The sequence below is a fragment of the Pseudoalteromonas piscicida genome (genome assembly GCF_002208135.1).
GTDB classification, from domain to species: Bacteria; Pseudomonadota; Gammaproteobacteria; order Enterobacterales; family Alteromonadaceae; genus Pseudoalteromonas; species Pseudoalteromonas piscicida_A.
In genome coordinates, this window is the sequence record NZ_CP021646.1 from 3,510,911 (window position 1) to 3,530,880 (window position 19,970).

Genomic DNA, 19,970 nt, shown 5'->3' on the forward strand with positions numbered 1-19,970 from the left:
CCTATGAAGAAAAACTTTTCATTAGGAGACTTACTCATTCCTTATGCTATTGTCGCAGTAGGCCTCCTAGTTCTGTATGATATTAGGTTTCATTTCTATCTCATTTACCTGTTAATCGTTTTAACGGTCTTTATTTTGGGTGCTCGATTAAAAGACATCAATATATGTGCTTTATCTCTTCTTGCTATCGTACCGTTCACCCTAGAGACTGCTGTTTTTTCCTCCGGTTTCATAAGCTTAGATTCGTCTAAAGATCAGAGGTTACTTCAAAATACTCTCATTTTTGGCGCACACTTTTTAATCGACTTAATGGTCGTATTCCCACTTACATACCGTGTGGAATTGACGAGAAAGTTATTTCCTAAATTCAAAACCCGCTATACGTTTGCCGATGCAATAATGCCTTGGTTAGCAATATTTAGCGTATGTATGAGCTTTGCTGCCTTAGTTGAAAATTACCTTAGAAATGCAAAAGGTGTGAACCTTACGTTCTTTTTCTACAGCTTTGACGTTAGCGGTTATTTGATATATAGCGCAAACTGTTTAATTTTGTTGATTTTAGCCGCAGTTACTTACAAGGAAGCGTATGATTATGCACTTCCAAGCCTGAGGAAAAAGAGATAGCCAACTCAAAAGTAAGGGTTTACTAGCTCAATACTATCGCTTTCAAGTTGCTTATTAAGACCATACTTTTGTTTTAAGGATTGTAACTCGCCAGACGCTTGAAGTTTGGCAAGTCCCTCTTCCAAAGCCGTTGCTAAAGCCTGCTTATCCTTATTCACAAAGAAATAAAATGCGGTTGAATACTCAAGGTGAAAATCAGGCACTATCATCAACTTTTCATTATTTTGCGCAATGAGCTCTGAATCAGCCTCGATTATTGAGCGTGGAAAATAATCCGCTTTTTTATCCACAATCAGATTAAACATAGTTTGATAATCGGAGATAGGTCTGACCTTAAGGCCGTTATAACTAAGAATTTTGGTGTCAGGCCAATCGTGCCCCTGAACCGCGGTAAAACGCTTTAAATCGTCAAGCGAGCGAACAGCCTTTATGGCTGGATAAATATCTTTATGAACAATCAGCACGCGTTTGCCGATAAGTCCATCGTATAAAGGGACCTTAATAGGAATAGCAATTTGCTCACGAGCTGGGCTGGTCATTGACCAATGTAAATCAACCTTACCTCGGCTTAGTGCCATTAACGTTCGCTGTTGATGAGGATGGATTTTGATGTGTTCAATTTGAGCTGAGTACTTCGCAGCAGCCAGTGCTTTTTCTAGTATTTCATAGAGATAAAGATCGCGATCATACAAGGTTCGCGCCTCTTTCGCGACATAGATTAACTCAGGAGCTTGCGCCGCGATAGAGGTGCTTTGAAACACCAGAGCGGAGATAATTACACTCAACTTTAACTTCATCGCACAACCCTCTTTTAGGGGAAACAATACTACAATCAAGAGTATTTTTACGGATTGCTATTACTATTGCGTAACTAAAAATATAGTCAACCAGCATTTTCCAGTCGTACAGTGGATACCGTCGGCTTGCGACGGTTACATACAAATAAATAGCTATTACGATAGCGCTTTGCTTCTTTCTTAGCATCGGTTGCTAAAGCTGCAACTTGGTGCGAATTTATACAGTGTTGTAAATCTGGTCTCACTAAACCAATCGATAAAGTGAGTAAAGGCACAAATTGCTTCTGCCCTTCACGATTTGTTGCCCAGTAACCACCAGCACTAACATGTTCAGGAGTAAAGAAGGCTTTTGATTTGAGTTCAAACTGAGTGATGATCTCATGACACAACACCTCTGCATCAGTATTATCGAACACCACCATAAAGTCATCGCCCCGATATGCCCAACGAAACTTGAGCTCTGCGCACATACATCAACCGTCACCTCGGCGAGTAGCTTAATTACGCTATCACCACTGGCATATCCATATAAATCGTTAAACTGCTTAAAATGATTAAGGTCGATATATGCAAGAGAAAAGTCATGATGTGAACGTAATCTTTGCTCTATTGCCTCATTTATCGCAACGTTTCCTGGCAACATGGTCAATGGATTGGCATGTTGAGCATGACGAATTTTTTCTTCTGTGATGTGCTTAAGTATGTCTCTCAATGGCGCTAAGCCAAGATAACGACCATCTCTTGTAATAATGATATGACGTCTAATATCAAACTCATGGTCGGTTATTTGCTTACTCACCGTATCAAGCTCTTGCTGCTCATCCACCACTAACGGCTGCTTGTCCATCAATTTAGTTACTGACTTCTTATCAAAAAGTGCATGACCATAAGGCGCTGCGAAAACCTCTGTTAGTTGATCTCTGTGTAGCAGCCCCACAGGCTCCCTAGCATCGTTAACCACAGCAAGGCTGGTAAGCTTGCGATCTTGTTCAAACAACCTGTGAGCATCGATACACTGCGTGCATTCGTGGATTGCATTGGCCTCTTTGGCAAGCCAACCAATTGCCATCGACTGTTCAAATTGATTGAAGGTCGTTTTGGATTCAGTATGTAAAGATTTAAACAGTGCGAGTTCTGTAGGAGGTTTGCGAGTTGGCTTTGCAAGTAAGAAGCCTTGTGCAATCACTATACCGAGCTGCTCAATAAGTTTCAGCTCTTCAATTCGTTCAATCCCCTCGGCAATGACTTGAGTACTAGTGGCTTTAGCAAGCTCAATAATAGACTTTAAAAACTCGCGTTTCACCACACTTTGGTCACAATGGTCGATAAAATATCTGTCGACTTTGACGTAGTCAGGGCATAACTCCGACCACTTTTTGAGACCAGAATAACCCGCACCCAAATCATCAATCGCAATTTGAAATCCAAGTTCTCGATAATGGGTAATTGTCGTTAGTAGCAGATTCGCGTCATCGACTTTATCTTGCTCAGTCACTTCTATGACGACGCGCTTAGGATCAAGCCCATACACTTCAGTAAGATGCCGTGTTTCACCCTTTGGATGGCTCGGGTCGAGCAACGCTTTTGGGCTAACATTTAAAAATAACTTACCGGGAAGATTGAGTGAGACGAATTGCTTAATAGCCGCTTCACGACAGATAATCTCGAGCTCTGACAAACGCTCCTGCATACTCGCAATCGCAAAAAGCTTGTCTGGAGATTCCAACAGCGAGCCGGACATGCCACGACTCAATGCTTCAAACCCTAAGATTTGGCGTTTCGCAAGATCGTAGATAGGCTGAAACAGTGTATATACCGCTTTTTCTTTTATTATTGTATTAAGTACTAACGTACGCGAAGGATCCACAGCATCAAGCTCACTGTAAAAGTATAATCGCGCACGGTAGCAACTATGTATGACAGATATATGTCAATCGGGTGAAATGTACCCAATTTGCAATTGAATGATTTTCAACCGCTTACTTCAGCGCTCTCTCTACCTGATCAAAGTGTGCTATCACTTCCACAATTTCCATCTCTGCGCTCTTATAATCCTCAGCGCCACTAAATCCTTTCATCGCAATCGCTTGCACAGTTGCTGGATGCACTAATAAATCTTTGGCATGGTAGCAAACTGGGTCGTCAAACTTGGGTAATTTACCATCTGCATGATAGCCCGTTTCGATCTCTTCAAGTGGTAACGTAGGAATGATATCAGCGGCTTTGTCCAAGGCATCCAGATAAGTCTGGCATTGAGGGTGCTTAGCTACAAATTCCTTTAGTAAGGTCCTAGAAAGGGTCACAAGGTCTGCTGATTGGGTTTTAAGTGCTGCAGCATCCTTTTCTATACGAATATCCGCAAGTAATGCCTCCGCTTGAACTTTGTATTGTGCTAAAGGTGAGGTTGCTTCTGTGGGAGCAGACTCTGTGCGTTGTTCTAATTCAGGTTGCTTAGAACAGGCGGTCATTAATGTTAATGCGCCAACCGCCATCACAAGTTTGTACATAAGTATCTCCTTTATTGATAACGATTATCATTATATACAAACGTCATTTTTTAGAAACAATAAAATGACGTGTTACAAGCAACAAAAAAGCGGCACAAAGGCCGCTTTCGATTATCACATCAATTTCTGTGATTAAGGCATAGCATCTAGGTCTGCACCTTCTTTTTCAACTTCTACCGGGATCAAATCTTCTTTGCTTACGCCCATTGCCACCGCAACTGAACTGGCAACATAAACTGAAGAATAGGTACCGATAAATACACCGAACAGTAAGGCCGTCGCAAAACCATGAATGGTTTGACCGCCCCATACAAATAGCGCAATCAATACGAGGATAGTCGTGATTGAGGTCACTAATGTACGATTAAGCGTTTGTGTCAGTGAAATGTTGATGATCTCTAGCGTGTCGTCAATACGTACTTTACGGAAGTTTTCACGAATACGGTCAGACACAACGATAGTATCGTTGAGTGAGTAACCTATTACCGCCAATATTGCCGCCAAAATCGTTAAGTCAAATTCCAGACCTAAGATTGAGAACAGCCCCATTGTCAGCACTACATCGTGGAAAAGTGCAAATACTGCACCCACCGCAAAGCGCCATTCAAAACGAAAAGCAACATAGATCAGGATACAGATAAGCGCGGTGAGCATCGCCAAGCCACCCTGCTCTTTTAGATCTTCACCAACACTTGGACCTACGAATTCAATGCGGCGCATAACCACACTTTCATCCGCTTGTTTCAGCGCTGCAATGAGTTGGTTACCCAATACTTCAGCTTTCACGTCGTCCCCACGAGGGGCGAGTCGTACTAATACCTCTTGGCTTGAACCAAAAAGTTGTACAGAGGCATCGGCAAAACCGCTTTCAGCTAATACACTACGTACCTTTGCTAAGTCTGCTGGCTGAGAAAATCCAACTTCAACTGCCGTACCACCGGTAAAGTCCAAACCAAAGTTTAGTCCTTTCACCATAAACGAGCCGATTGAAGCCAAGATCAACAAAACAGAGAAAGCCATGGAAAGCTTTCTTGCCGACATAAAACGGATAGTGCCTTTTAAGTTTAATAATTGCATGTCCGTCTCCTAGATTGATAGCTTAGTGATACGTCTGCCACCGATGATGGCATTAATAACTGCACGCGTACCAACGATCGCTGTAAACATCGAAGTAATGATACCGATAGCTAAGGTTACCGCGAAGCCTGCAATTGGACCTGTACCAACAGAGAATAGGATCACCGCAGCAATTAAAGTGGTGATGTTGGCATCAAAAATCGTACTAAATGCACTGTCGTAACCATGGTGAACGGCTTGCTGTGGACTGCGGCCTTCCGCTATTTCTTCACGAATACGCTCAAAGATAAGTACGTTGGCATCAACGGCCATACCGACGGTTAATACAATACCTGCAATACCCGGCAACGTCAGCGTCGCACCTGGGATCATCGACATCACACCCACAATCATAATGAGGTTAGCCGCAAGCGCCAAGTTTGCTACCAGACCGAAGCCCTTGTAGTACAGCAACATAAAGGCAAGAACAAACGCAAAACCAAGGACAACCGCAGTCATACCCGCTTCAATGTTTTCCTGACCTAGGCTTGGACCTACAGTACGCTCTTCAACGATTTGAATCGGCGCAACCAGTGCACCTGCACGTAGTAGCAAGCTTAAGTTGTGTGCTTCTGCAGGGCTATCAATACCGGTAATACGGAAAGAGCTATTTAAACGCGCTTGAATCGTTGCAACGTTGATCACTTCTTCCACTTTGATTGGTGGTAACGCTTTGCCGTTTTCATCTTTTTTGCCAGATGGTTTGTACTCGATGAAAACCGTCGCCATACGTTTACCGATAGCACGTTTAGTAAAGGCATTCATTTTTGCCCCACCTTTGCTATCAAGCTTGATATTCACCTGAGGGCGCTGATATTCATCCATACCAGATTGCGCACCGGTGATATGCGTACCTTCAAGAATAACGCGCTTTTTCAGCACAACAGGATAGCCATCTTTATGCGGGATCACTTCTGTACCAGGAGGAATGCGACCTTGTGCTGCTGCACGCACGTCGGCATTTTCGTCTACTTCACGGAACTCAAGCGTCGCCGTGGCGCCGAGGATTTCTTTCGCACGAGCCGTGTCTTGGACACCTGGAAGTTGAACAATTATGCGCTCACCACCTTGACGTTGAACATTTGGTTCAGCAACACCTAGTTGGTTAATACGGTTACGAATAATGGTTTCGTTTTGCTTGATAGCGTATTCGCGCAACTCTTTATATTTAAGGTCGCTGAGGCTTGAGAAGAAAGCGAGGCTATCGCTACTATCATTGATAAAGTCGTTACCCGGGTAACGCTTTCTCAAGAAGCTCATTGCTGCGTCTTTATCTTCTTCCGAACGCATCGTTACTTGTACACGATCACTATTCGACACTCGACGCACCGAGCGATAACGCAGTTTTTCATCTCGTAAATCGCTCTTAAAATCTTGCTCCATTTGCTCAAGCGCATTGTCCATCGCAGTGACCATATCCACTTCCATTGTGAAGTGAACACCACCACTTAAATCTAGACCAAGCTTCATTGGATTTGCACCTAAGTCTTTTAACCACTCAGGTTGTGCAGGAGACATATTGATTGCTGAAATGTAATCGTCGCTTAAGGTACCACGCAAAATATCTTGCGCTTTAAGCTGATCTTCAACATTTTTGAAGCGAACAAGAATTTGACCATCTTCTAACACAGAAGATTTTACAGCAAGCTTGTTCTTTTGCAGGGTTTCGTTAACTTGATCTAATACACTGAGCGTCGCATCTGCACCTTTTGTGCCAGACACTTGTATGGCCGGATCGCGACCATACAAGTTAGGTGTGGCATAAAGAATACCGATAGCTAACACAGCGAGAACAAGTAAGTACTTCCACATTGGAAACTTGTTTAACACTGGGCTATCCCTTTATTGTTATTCTTATAGAGATTTCATTGTACCTTTAGGTAACACAGCTGAAACCGCTGACTTTTGCACTGTCACTTCAGTTTGGTCGTTCAGTGCGATTACAACGAAGTCTTTGTCATCAGCAACTTTCGTGATTTTACCCACAAGTCCACCTTGAGTTAGTACTTCGTCCCCCTTGCCTAATGCACCCATTAGGTCTTTGTGCTCTTTAACACGCTTAGCTTGTGGGCGGTAAATTAAAAAATAAAATACCAGACCAAAAATACCTAACATGATCAGCATTTCCATGCCACCACCAGCTGGTGCTGCCGCTGCATTGCTTGCATGCGCGTTTGAGATAAAAAAGCTCATTTCACTTCCTCGTTTATAAATTAATTATTTTCTGTCAAACCAACGTCAGCCAACTCTGGCACCGGGATGCCGCGGCGCGCATAAAAGTCTTCGACAAATTCATCAAATGTACCTTCAGATAAGGCGTTTCTCATTCCTTCCATCAAACGTTGATAATAACGTAAGTTGTGGATGGTATTGAGTCGAGCGCCTAGAATTTCATTACACTTATCTAGGTGATGTAAGTACGCTCGAGAGTAATTCTTACAAGTGTGACAATCACACTCTGCATCCAGAGGACTGATATCCGTTTTGTGTGCTGCATTGCGGATTTTCACCACGCCACCGGTCACAAACAAGTGACCATTACGAGCGTTACGCGTTGGCATTACACAGTCAAACATATCAATACCACGACGTACCGCTTCAACCAGGTCTTCTGGTTTACCAACGCCCATTAAGTAGCGTGGTTTGTTTTCAGGCATTTTATACGCACATTGATCCAGAATATTGATCATGTCTTCTTTTGGTTCACCAACTGACAAACCACCAAGTGCATAACCGTCAAAGCCAATCTCTTCTAAGCCCTTTTGCGACTCTGCGCGAAGCTCTGGGTACATACCGCCCTGAATAATACCAAATAGCGCTGAGGGGTTGTCACCGTGTGCATCTTTAGAGCGCTTTGCCCAACGCAAGCTGAGCTCCATCGAGTCTTTTGCTTCTTTTTCTGTCGCTGGATACGGCGTACATTCGTCAAAAATCATGACGATATCTGACCCTAAGTCACGCTGTACTTCCATCGCTTTCTCTGGAGATAACATGATCTTCTCACCATTGACAGGTGACTTGAACAACACGCCTTCTTCCGATATTTTACGCATCGCACCAAGACTGAATACTTGGAAGCCGCCTGAATCGGTCAAAATCGGTTTATCCCAGTTCATAAAATCATGCAGATCGCCATGCTGCTTGATGATCTCAGTGCCTGGTCTTAGCATCAAGTGGAAGGTATTGCCTAAACAGATATGTGCGCCCGTTTCTTTCAGCTCGTCAGGGGTCATGCCTTTTACTGTGCCGTATGTACCAACAGGCATAAACGCAGGTGTTTCTACCACACCACGCTCAAAAATCAAGCGACCTCGGCGAGCCTTACCCTGTTTGCGATCTAATTCAAATTTCATTGTTACCTCGTTGTCGGAAAAACAGTCCAACCTTGACTAAAAAACGTGCTAAGCCAATGCTTAGGGCAGTGATCTTTCGATTCTACCAAGATTACCAGCGCAATTCTAATACCAATTATCTTAATTAAGTGTTCTATTTTGAGGCGAGAAAATCTTGTCGATAACACCGCTGCCGCGTCCTGCTCACGCCGAGGTACCTACGTCCTGTAGGCAAGGCAAAAATTTTGATATTTAGTTGCTCTAAATAAGAAATTTTTAACGCAATTAGCGTCAGATTTACTCCTTCAAATTGAGCAAGTGTTAAGACTAATTGGTATAATATTGGGATAAAAAACACAAAGTCCATATCAAGCCGACAACTTTACAACCATAAAACGCAAAATGCCCAGCAACACTGGGCATTTTAATAGTTGTATGGCGTGAGTTACTTATCTTGCTTTTGCAAGAACATCGCATCACCGTAACTAAAGAAGCGGTATTTCTGTTCAATTGCGGTTTGATAGGCCCTCATAATATGCTGTTGCCCTGCAAATGCACTCACTAACATGATGAGCGTTGATTCTGGTAAGTGAAAGTTAGTCACCATTGCATCTACCACGTTAAAACGATAGCCCGGATAAATAAAAATATCGGTATCACCATAAAGTGGAGCAATTTCACCGCCGTTTGCTTTAGCCGCAGACTCAAGTGAGCGCACCGACGTAGTACCTACCGCGATGACGCGTCCTCCTCTGGCTTTTGCCGCTTTGATTGCCTCCACGACTTCTGCTGAGACCTCGATATATTCTGAGTGCATAACATGCTCTTCCACCGAATCGACTCGCACCGGCTGGAACGTACCTGCGCCCACGTGTAAAGTAACAAAGGCCATCTCAACACCTTTGTCTTTTAGCTTGGCCATTAATTCATCATCAAAGTGCAGTCCAGCGGTAGGTGCAGCAACGGCACCGGGTTTTTCACCATAAACGGTCTGATAACGCTCTTTGTCTTCTTCATCATCCGGTCTGTCTATATAGGGAGGTAAAGGCATGTGGCCAATTTTATCTAAAATAGTCAATACGTTTTCTTCGCCTTCGAATCTCAGCTCAAATAACTCTCCGTGGCGCTGAACCATTTCTGCGGTTGCTTGGCCTTCAAGCTCAATCTTAGTACCAGGTTTTGGCGATTTGCTCGCTCTAACGTGAGCAAGCACAGTACGTTCATCAACAACACGCTCAACCAGTACCTCTAGTTTTCCACCACTGGCTTTTTGGCCAAACATGCGAGCAGGAATAACTTTAGTGTTATTAAAGATGATTAAGTCTTCTGGATTAATGAGTGTCAAAATATCTTTAAATACTTTGTGTTCTATTTCGCCACTATTGCCATTTAAGGTAAGAAGACGACTGCTAGAGCGTTCCTTCATTGGATGTCTGGCAATCAACTCATCAGGAAGATCAAAACTAAAGTCTGCTACGCGCATGGAAAGGCCTCATTTCTAAAAGTGCGCCAAGTCTAGTGCGGTGTTTTGGCGAAATCAAGTGCTTGTAACCTTGCGTAAATACCTTTAACCTAGCGAGTCTAAAACGGTACTCACCATGTAAAATTTTATACGGTGTGCACCTTTGTTTAGTGCGTTCTTTATTCTTTACGTTTAAACAATAACTTATCGCTATCGGCTATGATTTCCGAGCAAAGTTCGTGTCACTGTTTGATTATTATCAAGCAGCGGTTAAGTACGATTTGCTAACTTTAAGACAAGCCCAATGATTGTGTCGCAGTATCTGGTGAGGTTTTTTTATTGTGTCTAGACAACTAACGTTGCTCATTGTTAACGCCAGTGCTCACGAGCGTCAAGCCTTGACTAAAACTCTTAGTGTATTAGATGTCTTTACTATCATTGCCAAATCTGACTCTCAAGATGCCCTAAGCTTACTGAAGACTCAAGCTGTAGATTTAGTGATCACTGGCTTGGATGTCGGAAAGATTGACGGCTGGCGATTCTCGCGCATGATACGCTCAGGTTTGCTGACGACGCCAAAGAATACGCCCATCGTGCTTATTCCACCAACTTATTGTGAGCGCATAGCCGAAACCACCGCCCGCAGCTACAGTATTGATGCCGTGCTGCCATTTGAGCGCCAAGATATGTTGCCTCAAATTCTGGCCAACGTGTTGTCAACGCATTTAGATAAAAGCAGTCGTCTCAACTTACTCTTGTTAGAACCCAATCAACAACGTGCGCAAAAAATTTGTGAGCACTTATCGCACAATTTCGTTTGCACACATGTGAGTTCAGCGGCTAGCGCTTTATCGCTATTTCTACAAGATCATTACGCCATTGTTTTAATGGACACTACGTCTGATTTATCAGGTTCCGCAGAAAGCTTAGTCGACAGTATTCTCAAACATCGTCCAAGCCAAGCCATTGTAACCATTATTGACAAACGCGATGCCGACCATGCCGAACAACTATTATTGTTAGGTGTTACCGACTTTGTTCGAGCGCCATACGATATGCCCTTTTTAAGCAAAGTATGCGACCATGCGGCGCGGCGAGAAGATTTTATGGTGAGCTATGCCGAGTTTGCTAATAAAGTTGAGCAACTCAGTCGCAGTGAAAGTCGCTATAAGGATTTATTCTCTGCGCACCAACGGATCTTGCTGCACCTTAGAACAGTAGTCGTTGAATTGGATCTAGAAGGCGCGATCCGCTTTATAAACCCTGCATGGGAATACCTCTCAGGCTATGGTATAAAGTCGAGCCTCAATACCCAGCTCAGCAACTACATAGCTAAAGAAGACCTCGTTTTACTCAAAAAGGTTATTCGGGAAATTCAAAGTGGCGTAAGGCAGCATGCGCAAGTAGAACTTCAGCTCAGCCATAAAGCTGGACACCTAGTGTGGGTTGAATGTCGCCTGCAACTTATCAAGAATACCTCAAGTTCGGTCGCCATTACTGCAACACTCGATAACATTCACGAGCGTAAGCAAGCTGAACTGCAACTTAGACACTTAGCACTACATGATACGCTTACGGGCTTACACAATCGCTACTACTTTGACCAGCAATTAAATCAGCTGTGTAATGAAGTAAAGTCTGCTGAAGATGTAGAACATGCGCTAATTTACATCGACTTAGATCACTTTAAGATCATCAATGACAGTAAAGGCCATCAGCAAGGAGATATTGTTCTCAAAGAAGTATCTGAGTTGTTTGGCGACAAAATAGGTGAAGAGCACCTCACTTTCCGTATTGGTGGCGACGAGTTTGCAGTGCTGCTTAAGCACACCAATTTACTTGATGCTCATATGTGCGCTGAAAGCATTTGCATGGCTATCGAAGAACATAAATTCCATTTTGAAGATAATGCATACTCTCTCAGTTGCTCTATCGGATTAACGCAAATTACCAATGAAAATGCGGATCCCAGCGAGTGTTTGAAACAAGCAGACATAGCCCTTTATATTGCCAAAAATCTCGGCCGCAACTTGGTGCATTGTTATAACAAAGAAGATGAACAAAACCAGACACTGCAAACCGGTTTAGAGTGGGGTCATAGCGTTAGACAAGCGCTCCAGAACAACAGCATAGAACTTCACTATCAACCGATCTGGGATTTCAAAAAGGAACAAATAGCCTACTATGAAGCACTGCTCAGGTTAAAGATCAGCGGTGAGACAATTTACCCAAATCAGTTTATTCCTGCATTAGAGCTACTTAATGATACATTTTTGATGGATCAATGCGTGATCAGAACAGCCATTAAAGCACTGGCTGAACATGAGATCCTGAGCCAAGTGGCGATTAACTTATCCGCTCATTCATTTTTAGATGAACGACTGCAGCCTCATATTCAAGCCTGTTTAAAGGAGCACCAAGTTTCGGCTAATCGCGTTATTTTTGAGATCACAGAATCTGCCAGTATTAACAATCTCAACGCAACTCAGACGATGATCAAGAACCTAAACGATCTTGGCTGTCATTTCGCTATTGATGATTTTGGCACAGGCTTCAGTACTTTTAGCTACTTAAAACAGCTACCCGCACAGCATGTTAAGATAGATGGCTCCTTTGTTCGAGACATGCTCAACGACCCAATTGATCTAGCACTGGTCAAAGCTGTAAACGATATTAGTCACTCATTAGATAAGTGTTCAGTTGCCGAATATGTCGAAAACAAAGAAATATTTCAAAAACTTAAAGAAATAGGTGTGGACTATGGACAGGGTTACTTTATCTCCAGACCGCTCCCTATTGAGCAACTAGCGAGCAGTGCAAAAACTATTTTATCTCTAAAAACAGCGTAGTAACAACTTTATACTAAAGGTTACTTTTACTTCTTGCAAAGTCCACTATAATTAAAGATATCAGTTTAAAATGTCACCAACTTTTAAGGTAACACCTTAATTTTATGGACATTCAAAGGAATGAGTTACATCTTGCTATGGACTTCAAGGGGTAAATTATGCTGTCATTATCACTGTTTTTATTACTTGCAAACTTGCTCATTGCTTATCAATGTTATCGTTATGCCAACACAAAAGGATACCCGGTAAAATTGTTTACGGGGCTTGGTTTACTACCCTACTTTAATCTAGTGGTTTGGGTTTACTTACTCTTTTTACCAAATTTAACTACTGCAAAAAATATAGAGCAGGCTTAATACAAGCAAGTGTAGTTCCTTTACTAGTGTAAGTTCCTTTATAAATAAAACAGCATGTAATCATGCTGTTTTACCCAAAGCTTAGGTTAACTAAAAGCGATAGCTAGTTACTGTCTCGGCTAGCTCCTTAGCCGTTTTATCACCTTTAACACATTGCTGCACCAAGGATTTTGGATAAACAAATATCTGTTTGTTGTGTGAATTGCTGAGCTCACTGTAAATAAAGCTTATATGCTCATTTTTAGGTAAACTCCTTAAACCCGCACCATAGTCGCATAAACTTCGAGCTAAGCTGGTTACTAGCATTTTTTCAAGTGCCAGCTGCTTTTCCGCTTTCTCTTTCGCGCGTTTGACTCGAGAAGCCTCAAGACTCGCTTTCAGCTTATCCTTAAGGTCTTTTAATTCCGAATCCTTAAGCGAAAGCTTCTCTATGCGCTTCTCAACTTCTCTCAATGACTCGGTAAATTCTTTTACTTGATCTTCACTTTCATGCCTTTTTGCAAATTCCAACTCCGCTTTTTGGCGCTCAAGCTCCCGCAATTGAATTCTATTCTCTCTTTCTTGCTCTACGGCTTCGCGGACCTTCTCGGCTCCTGCTCTCACCTTCTCAGCAGCATCCGAGTAAGCTTGAGAAACAGCTTCTGCTATCGGCTGCGAAATCTCGACCTCCGCAATCGCCATATCAAATTCCGGCAGTTCAAATTCCCCTATTGCAGCCACATCATCCAAATTTTCGATGTGAGAGATCCACTCCAAACGGTGCCGACGTTTTAAAGCGAGTTCAAATACAACCCCCTGATCTTTCAAATAATAGCCTGAAACGCTACGGACTTGATCTTGCGTGTCATGCTGCAGCGCACTCACTAATACGCGCTCAAAAATAGCGACCTCGCGCTTTAGTGCTTCGTCAACAGCTTGAGCCTGAGCGAAACTTGTAGAAATGGCAGCGACAGCGCCAAAACAAAGTGGAATTAACTTCATGGTTTACCTCGATACTGTGCTAAATTTTGTGTCGGTGCTTGCTCTACTTGCTCTGCTAATTCATTCAATTGCAGCCTAAGTAGGGCTTGATCTTGTGCTCTTTGTGCCTGGATCAGATCAACGAGATTATTCATTGCCAAACTGCGCTCTTTACGATTTTGTTCAACCACTTGCGTGGCTAACTTAGCGAGCGTGGCTTGATCTATTGGCTTTGTCTCATCAAGTTTTGCAAGCATGGCCTGCATAGCGCTTTGCTGCTGTGCCAGTTGCGTTTGTTGAACATTCAACTGTTGATGCAAGCCTAAATTCTGTAGCCAAAGTCCCGAGACACCAAGCCCAACAACCAGCCAAGCTGCGACGGCAGCAACTGACCAAGAGCGAGTTTGGTGTTGCAAAGTGAGCGGTGAGGGAGGCGTTTGCTCTTCGAAGCTAGCAGCACGCTGTTGCCAAGTAGCTGCAGCACTCATCATTTCTCGATATTCACTATCTTCCTGAAGTACGGCCAACTCGGCCTCAGAAAGCACTTTGCCATCCAACCATTGCTCAAATAAGTATGCTAATTTAGCCATGATTTTGCACCTCTAGTTGCCCTTTCATCTTACCTAATGCACTGTATAGCCTGGCTTTCACCGTATTACTTGATAACTCAAGCTGCAGCGCAATTTCATCAAAGGTGTAATGCTGGAAAAACTTTAGTTCCACGACAATTCGCTGCTCAAATGGTAATTGTTTCAACGCGATATATATCTCTTCATTACTTTGTTGCTGCACTATTTTGGTGTCAGGTCCGTGTTGTGGTGCCTCTGGCTCTCTACCTTCAATCGATTCAAACTTATGCTTTCGCATGTGATCCACTATCCTTGCATGGGTAATTTTAAATACCCAAGTCGAGAACTTAGCATCACCATTAAAGGTATGCAGATTTCGATACATACTTAAAAATACATCCTGAGCGATATCTAGCGCGTCTTGCGGGTTACCAACGAGCCTTAGGCATTGATTATAAACACGGCTATGATGCTGGGCGCAAAGCTTTGACCATGCTCCTTGATTGCCTTGCAGTGCTCTTTTTATTAATTGTTTTTCGCTATTAAAAAACACGCAGTTCACTCATCCAATCTATTCACTAACTATTAATCGTAGCTGCTGCAAAAAAAGTTGTAGAGACAGGGAAATTTTTTGAAAAAAAAGCACCGCTAAGGTGCTTTTTCATAATCGTTACTATTACTGCGACTGACATTGGCCACTGATATAGCCACCAACAAAATCGCTAAACAATCTAAAGTCTCTGATCCGCCCCGTAGTACGACGCCAAATCAGACCAATTTCACGATATGCATGATCTTGTGGTGGCATGGCAACTAAAGGTTTCCCTTCCAAAATCCCCGCATTGATCGCCATTTGGGGTAAAAACGTCACGCCATTTTTGTATTCCACCATACTTAATAAAGTATGCAGGTTTGCCGCCTCAAATGGATTGATGCATGCGCTACGATTTAAATGGCAAGCGCTAAGTGCATGTCCCGTCATACAGTGCTCTTTTTCGAGTAAAAATACACTTTGATCAGGCAGCAGGTTAAAGTCCTCTATCGGCTCTGGTACGCTGTACTCTGCATGGCGAACCAAACTAAAGTGGTCTTTTGCGAGCACTTGAGTATGAAACTTATCAGTTCTATATGGCAACGCCAACATTGCCATATCAATATGACCATGCTCTAGCTTATCCAGTAAGTTATCACTGGTATCTTCAACCAGTACTAAATTAAGCGCTTCAAACTCCTTTTTGCACGCCTGATAAAGTGGCGCAGCAATAAAACTCGCGATAGTGGGAATGATCCCTAACGTCAACTTGCCAGACAATGGATTTTTGTAGCTTTTAGTCAGCTCTTTAACACTCATCGTGTCATCGATAATTTTCCGCGCTCGTTCAACCACTTCTTCACCAATATCGGTAAACATTAGGCTGCGATTTTCGCGTTCAATTAGCTGACACCCCAATGTCTCTTCAAGGTTTTGTATCGCGCTACTTAGCGTCGATTGACCAATAAAGCATGCTTCCGCTGCACGACCAAAATGTTGGTGCTGGTGCACCGCAAGAAGGTATTGTAGTTGTTTGATACTAGGTAAATTCGTCACAAGCTTTACTCTTAATTTTCAACAGCACAAATAAAAAGACCCCAACACCAAAGGTGTTGAGATCTTTTCAAGCTAAAAGTCTGTCTTTTTGAAAAGTACGGTTTATTTTTATACGCCGAACACTAATCTCAAAATATAGAATATAACAATAGCAAGGGCAGCACCAACTGGCAACGTAATTACCCAAGAAACTACGATGTTACGAATAACACCCATGTTTAATGCCGCAATACCACGCGCCATACCCACCCCAATACCGCACCAACTAAGGTTTGAGTTGTAGAGATTGGTAGGCCTGTGCCTGATGCGATTACTACTGTTGAAGCAGCGGCAAGTTCAGCTGCGAAACCACGACTTGGAGTAAGGTGTGTAATACCTTCACCGATAGTCTTGATAACTTTCTTACCAAGAATCGCAAGACCTGCAACAATACCTAAACCACCTAGCGGTAAGATCCACCAAGCAAGCGCCGCTTTCTTAGCAATTTCACCGTCGTTTTCAACAATGTTTACCACTGCAGCTAATGGACCAATTGCGTTAGCAACGTCATTAGAACCATGCGCGAATGCCATACAACATGCCGTTAGTACCATAAGGATAGCGAATACTTTTTCAACATTGTTGAACTGCATTTGCTTGTCAGCATTGGGATCCATTTTCAACTTAGAAATCGCAATCTTACCGATAACAGCAATGATAATAGCGATACCGATAGCAAGGGCAAAACCTTCGAATGTGCCAAGCTTGATACCAATATGCTTAAGGCCTTTTTTGATTGTAACCAAAGACATGACAAAGCCCGCTAGACCCATGTAAATAGGCACAAAGCGTTTGGCATTTTCTAATGGCTTATTGGTATCGAAAATGAGCTTTTGGGCACTCATGAAGATGAGATAGGCAATAAAGCCAGAGATGGCAGGGGTAACTATCCAGCTACCAACAATGCCTGCAACTTTACCCCATTGGATTGCTTCGCTGCCTACTGCCACTAGCGCAAAACCAATAATTGCACCAATGATTGAGTGCGTTGTAGATACCGGCCAACCTAGCATTGAGGCCATTAATAACCAAGCGCCCGCAGCAAAAAGTGCAGAGATCATTCCCAGTATCATCAGTTCAGGAATATCTATGAAAGGAGTAGAGTCTATAATCCCTTTACGGATCGTTGATGTTACTTCACCACCCGCAAGGTAAGCCCCTGCGAATTCGAAGATCATAGCAATAATAATTGCTTGTTTGATGGTAAGCGCTTTTGAACCTACCGAAGTACCCATAGCATTCGCAACATCGTTTGCGCCAATACCATAAGCCATAAAGAAACCAACTGCTGCGGCAATTAAAACCAATACTGTGCCGTAGGATGCAATGATATCCATAAGAAACCTTACTTTATTTTAAAAGATCGATTTTTATTAACGAGCTAACATCAGCTCAAGACGTGAACCAACGCGCTCTGCGATATCTGCAAGCCCACCGACCCATTCGATGATCTTGTATAAGAACATCGCATCAATTGGGTTAAGCTCGCTTTCAACAGCGCGTAACTCTCGACGAATTTTAATTTGCATATCGTCGGTATCTTGCTCGATGGCATCAAGCTCAACTAGCATTTTTTCAACTAAAGTGACTTCGCGGCCTCTAAAGCCTGTCTCAAGCAGTTCATCAAACTCATTAATCGCTTCTGATGCTTGTTTAGTTGCGTCCACACAACGAGTGACATAAGCAAGAAAATCTTTTTGAATGGATTCAGGGATGACCATTTCGCGACCGATAACGCGACCTGCGATATCTTTCGCTTTATTGGCTATCTTATCTTGGTGGGTGATAAGTTCCAGTAAGTCAGTCCGTTCTACTGGCATGAATAAACCACGAGGCAAATGTAAGCGTACTTCACGCTTTAGTTCATCTGCTTCACGCTCTAGGTTGCGGATTTCAATGCGAATTGCATCCGCTTCTGTCCACTCCCCTTTGAAGACATGGTTAAAAAATGGGATCAAAGCCGCACTGGCTTGATGGACTATTTTTATATGCTCTTCAATTGGCTTAATAGGAGATTTAGCAAATACTCCTAAAAACGCGTTACTAGGCATAACTGACCCTTAAATCATATTTGTATGCATGTGCAAGGTGTAATTTTACAGCATTGCGCGCTGTTGTGAACGGTTTTATTTCAAGTTTAGATGAACTTACTATGAAATTGCGCGCCGAAAGCGCGCAACTAGTTGATAAGCGTCACAAGGTTTTTGCGATATCTTCTTGAGATGTATGACGAATATCTTTGCCATTTACGAAATAAATCACGTATTCCGCAATATTCTGACAACGATCACCGATACGCTCTAATGAACGCACAGACCAAATTAAGTCCATAATTTTTGGAATAGAGCGAGGGTCTTCCATCATATAGGTCATAATTTGACGCGTTACAGCTTCGTATTCACGATCCACTTTGGCGTCAGCTTTATGCACTTCAAATGCTTTTTGTGCGTCCATACGGGCAAACGCGTCGAGCACATCATGTAGCATTTGCGACACTTGGCGACCCATATTGTCAATATTCACTAATAGGTCTTGCTGATCTTTGGTAAACGAGTCTAATGCAACCTTAGCAATACGCTCAGCTTCATCTCCGATGCGTTCAAGATCTGCAATCGTTTTTGCGATGGCAACAACCAAACGCAAGTCACTGGCTGCTGGCTGTCTTTTCGCGATAATACGCGTACATTCTTCGTCAATATTCACTTCCATCGCATTGACTTTGTAGTCGTTCTGACTAACTTTTTTCGCTTTTTCAGCATCATTGTGATTCACCGCATCAAGCGCAGTGTTTAGTTGCTGCTCTACCAGTCCACCCATACTGAGTACGTGATTTCTTACGTTTTCTAGCTCTTCATTAAAGCGACCAGAAATGTGCTTATTAATATTGTGTTCCATTATATTCTCCTCGCAAGCTCGCCTTAACCGTAACGACCTGTAATATAGTCTTCTGTTTTCTTCTTAGACGGCGTGGTGAATAAGGTATTGGTATCTGCATACTCAATTAACTCACCCATATACATAAACGCAGTTTGATCAGATACACGCGCTGCTTGCTGCATGTTATGTGTAACGATAACTACAGTATACTTGTTTTTCAGATCGTTAATGAGCTCTTCGATAACCAATGTTGAAATCGGATCGAGTGCTGATGTTGGTTCATCCAATAACAATACTTCGGGTTCAATCGCGATAGAGCGAGCAATCACCAAACGCTGCTGTTGACCACCAGATAAACCAAATGCACTGTCGTGAAGTCGGTCTTTTACTTCATCCCAAAGCGCGGCGCCACGGAGTGACTTTTCAACCACTTCGTCTAACTTACGCTTATCTTTGATACCTTGCAGGCGCAGACCATAAACCACATTCTCATAAATAGATTTAGGGAAAGGGTTTGGTCTTTGAAATACCATACCTACGTTACGGCGCAGTGCCGCAACATCTACGCTCTTGTCATAAATGTTCTGTCCTTGAAGGTTGATTTCTCCTTCGATACGACAGCTATCAACAAGGTCGTTCATGCGGTTAATACAACGCAGTAACGTTGACTTACCACAACCTGATGGACCGATAAATGCGGTTACCTGCCCTTTTGGGATCAACATATTGACGTTGCTAAGGGCTTGTTTATCACCATAGTAAAGATCTAGGTTTTTGATCTCTAGTGCGGTGAGTTCTGGACTTAAGTTTGCTAAATCAAGCTTGTTGTTGCCGTTTGCTTGATTGACTTCTGGCGCTACTGTAATCATGTTTTTACCTATTAAAAATCTTTAC

17 protein-coding genes and 2 pseudogenes are annotated in these 19,970 nt (G+C 42.9%); 3 read left to right on the forward strand and 16 right to left on the reverse strand.

Features of this window, described 5'->3' with window-relative positions:
* Positions 1-3 precede the first annotated feature (3 nt).
* On the forward strand, positions 4-624 hold the full coding sequence (locus tag B1L02_RS16135; protein ID WP_223191945.1) for a hypothetical protein: 621 nt from the start codon (positions 4-6) through the stop codon (positions 622-624).
* A 5-nt stretch (positions 625-629) separates the two neighbouring features.
* Here B1L02_RS16135 and B1L02_RS16140 read toward each other — a convergent pair whose 3' ends face one another.
* The 8 genes and pseudogenes from B1L02_RS16140 to queA all read right to left on the reverse strand — a co-directional run bounded on the left by B1L02_RS16140 (position 630) and on the right by queA (position 9,859).
* Entirely contained in the window at positions 630-1,421 is a 792-nt protein-coding gene (locus B1L02_RS16140; protein WP_088531840.1) for a substrate-binding periplasmic protein, read from the reverse strand.
* 86 nt (positions 1,422-1,507) lie between these two features.
* Positions 1,508-3,288: pseudogene (locus B1L02_RS16145) on the reverse strand (bifunctional diguanylate cyclase/phosphodiesterase).
* Positions 3,289-3,400: 112 nt separating this feature from the next.
* The gene (locus B1L02_RS16150; RefSeq protein ID WP_088531841.1) at positions 3,401-3,928 is read right to left on the reverse strand and encodes a hypothetical protein; all 528 of its coding nucleotides are present in this window, start codon (positions 3,926-3,928) and stop codon (positions 3,401-3,403) included.
* Positions 3,929-4,060: 132 nt separating this feature from the next.
* Complete coding sequence (gene secF / locus B1L02_RS16155; protein ID WP_088531842.1) at positions 4,061-5,005, reverse strand: protein translocase subunit SecF; 945 nt, start codon at positions 5,003-5,005, stop codon at positions 4,061-4,063.
* A 9-nt stretch (positions 5,006-5,014) separates the two neighbouring features.
* The gene (secD, locus tag B1L02_RS16160; protein WP_088531843.1) at positions 5,015-6,874 is read right to left on the reverse strand and encodes a protein translocase subunit SecD; all 1,860 of its coding nucleotides are present in this window, start codon (positions 6,872-6,874) and stop codon (positions 5,015-5,017) included.
* Between the two features lie 24 nt (positions 6,875-6,898).
* Positions 6,899-7,237 carry a preprotein translocase subunit YajC gene (yajC, locus tag B1L02_RS16165; protein WP_088531844.1) on the reverse strand — a complete coding sequence of 113 codons (339 nt, stop codon included), beginning with the start codon at positions 7,235-7,237 and terminating at the stop codon, positions 6,899-6,901.
* A 20-nt stretch (positions 7,238-7,257) separates the two neighbouring features.
* Positions 7,258-8,397 carry a tRNA guanosine(34) transglycosylase Tgt gene (gene tgt, locus B1L02_RS16170; RefSeq protein ID WP_088531845.1) on the reverse strand — a complete coding sequence of 380 codons (1,140 nt, stop codon included), beginning with the start codon at positions 8,395-8,397 and terminating at the stop codon, positions 7,258-7,260.
* Positions 8,398-8,821: 424 nt separating this feature from the next.
* Entirely contained in the window at positions 8,822-9,859 is a 1,038-nt protein-coding gene (queA, locus tag B1L02_RS16175) for a tRNA preQ1(34) S-adenosylmethionine ribosyltransferase-isomerase QueA (protein ID WP_088531846.1), read from the reverse strand.
* A gap of 320 nt (positions 9,860-10,179) precedes the next feature.
* Here queA and B1L02_RS16180 point away from each other — a divergent pair, with 320 nt between their 5' ends.
* Positions 10,180-12,687 (forward strand): EAL domain-containing protein, encoded by a 2,508-nt coding sequence (locus B1L02_RS16180; protein WP_088531847.1) that lies wholly within the window; start codon positions 10,180-10,182, stop codon positions 12,685-12,687.
* 158 nt (positions 12,688-12,845) lie between these two features.
* Positions 12,846-13,043, forward strand: a complete 198-nt coding sequence (locus tag B1L02_RS16185) for a hypothetical protein (RefSeq protein WP_010607165.1) — start codon at positions 12,846-12,848, stop codon at positions 13,041-13,043.
* Positions 13,044-13,133: 90 nt separating this feature from the next.
* On the opposite strand, the gene B1L02_RS16190 is transcribed toward B1L02_RS16185, so the two are convergent.
* From B1L02_RS16190 to pstB, 8 genes and pseudogenes are all read right to left on the reverse strand, one after another.
* The gene (locus B1L02_RS16190) at positions 13,134-14,024 is read right to left on the reverse strand and encodes a hypothetical protein (RefSeq protein WP_088531848.1); all 891 of its coding nucleotides are present in this window, start codon (positions 14,022-14,024) and stop codon (positions 13,134-13,136) included.
* Complete coding sequence (locus B1L02_RS16195) at positions 14,021-14,593, reverse strand: hypothetical protein (protein ID WP_088531849.1); 573 nt, start codon at positions 14,591-14,593, stop codon at positions 14,021-14,023. Before B1L02_RS16195 ends, B1L02_RS16190 begins: the two co-directional genes overlap by 4 nt.
* Positions 14,586-15,134 (reverse strand): RNA polymerase sigma factor, encoded by a 549-nt coding sequence (locus tag B1L02_RS16200; RefSeq protein ID WP_232003103.1) that lies wholly within the window; start codon positions 15,132-15,134, stop codon positions 14,586-14,588. The genes B1L02_RS16195 and B1L02_RS16200 overlap by 8 nt, the downstream gene beginning before the upstream one ends.
* A gap of 114 nt (positions 15,135-15,248) precedes the next feature.
* Positions 15,249-16,160 carry a hydrogen peroxide-inducible genes activator gene (locus B1L02_RS16205; RefSeq protein WP_088531851.1) on the reverse strand — a complete coding sequence of 304 codons (912 nt, stop codon included), beginning with the start codon at positions 16,158-16,160 and terminating at the stop codon, positions 15,249-15,251.
* A gap of 108 nt (positions 16,161-16,268) precedes the next feature.
* Positions 16,269-17,536: pseudogene (locus tag B1L02_RS16210) on the reverse strand (inorganic phosphate transporter).
* A gap of 36 nt (positions 17,537-17,572) precedes the next feature.
* Positions 17,573-18,250 (reverse strand): TIGR00153 family protein, encoded by a 678-nt coding sequence (locus B1L02_RS16215; protein ID WP_010607159.1) that lies wholly within the window; start codon positions 18,248-18,250, stop codon positions 17,573-17,575.
* A gap of 142 nt (positions 18,251-18,392) precedes the next feature.
* The gene (phoU, locus tag B1L02_RS16220; protein WP_010607158.1) at positions 18,393-19,094 is read right to left on the reverse strand and encodes a phosphate signaling complex protein PhoU; all 702 of its coding nucleotides are present in this window, start codon (positions 19,092-19,094) and stop codon (positions 18,393-18,395) included.
* Positions 19,095-19,117: 23 nt separating this feature from the next.
* Positions 19,118-19,945 carry a phosphate ABC transporter ATP-binding protein PstB gene (pstB, locus tag B1L02_RS16225; protein WP_010607157.1) on the reverse strand — a complete coding sequence of 276 codons (828 nt, stop codon included), beginning with the start codon at positions 19,943-19,945 and terminating at the stop codon, positions 19,118-19,120.
* Positions 19,946-19,970 lie beyond the last annotated feature (25 nt).

Coding starts and splice junctions, on each gene's coding strand:
- pstB (WP_010607157.1), bottom strand. CDS start 19,945: ATGATTACAGTAGCGCCAGAAGTCAATCAAGCAAACGGCAACAACAAG.
- B1L02_RS16195 (WP_088531849.1), bottom strand. CDS start 14,593: ATGGCTAAATTAGCATACTTATTTGAGCAATGGTTGGATGGCAAAGTG.
- B1L02_RS16150 (WP_088531841.1), bottom strand. CDS start 3,928: ATGTACAAACTTGTGATGGCGGTTGGCGCATTAACATTAATGACCGCC.
- secF (WP_088531842.1), bottom strand. CDS start 5,005: ATGCAATTATTAAACTTAAAAGGCACTATCCGTTTTATGTCGGCAAGA.
- tgt (WP_088531845.1), bottom strand. CDS start 8,397: ATGAAATTTGAATTAGATCGCAAACAGGGTAAGGCTCGCCGAGGTCGC.
- queA (WP_088531846.1), bottom strand. CDS start 9,859: ATGCGCGTAGCAGACTTTAGTTTTGATCTTCCTGATGAGTTGATTGCC.
- B1L02_RS16190 (WP_088531848.1), bottom strand. CDS start 14,024: ATGAAGTTAATTCCACTTTGTTTTGGCGCTGTCGCTGCCATTTCTACA.
- B1L02_RS16185 (WP_010607165.1), top strand. CDS start 12,846: ATGCTGTCATTATCACTGTTTTTATTACTTGCAAACTTGCTCATTGCT.
- phoU (WP_010607158.1), bottom strand. CDS start 19,094: ATGGAACACAATATTAATAAGCACATTTCTGGTCGCTTTAATGAAGAG.
- B1L02_RS16215 (WP_010607159.1), bottom strand. CDS start 18,250: ATGCCTAGTAACGCGTTTTTAGGAGTATTTGCTAAATCTCCTATTAAG.
- yajC (WP_088531844.1), bottom strand. CDS start 7,237: ATGAGCTTTTTTATCTCAAACGCGCATGCAAGCAATGCAGCGGCAGCA.
- B1L02_RS16140 (WP_088531840.1), bottom strand. CDS start 1,421: ATGAAGTTAAAGTTGAGTGTAATTATCTCCGCTCTGGTGTTTCAAAGC.
- B1L02_RS16135 (WP_223191945.1), top strand. CDS start 4: ATGAAGAAAAACTTTTCATTAGGAGACTTACTCATTCCTTATGCTATT.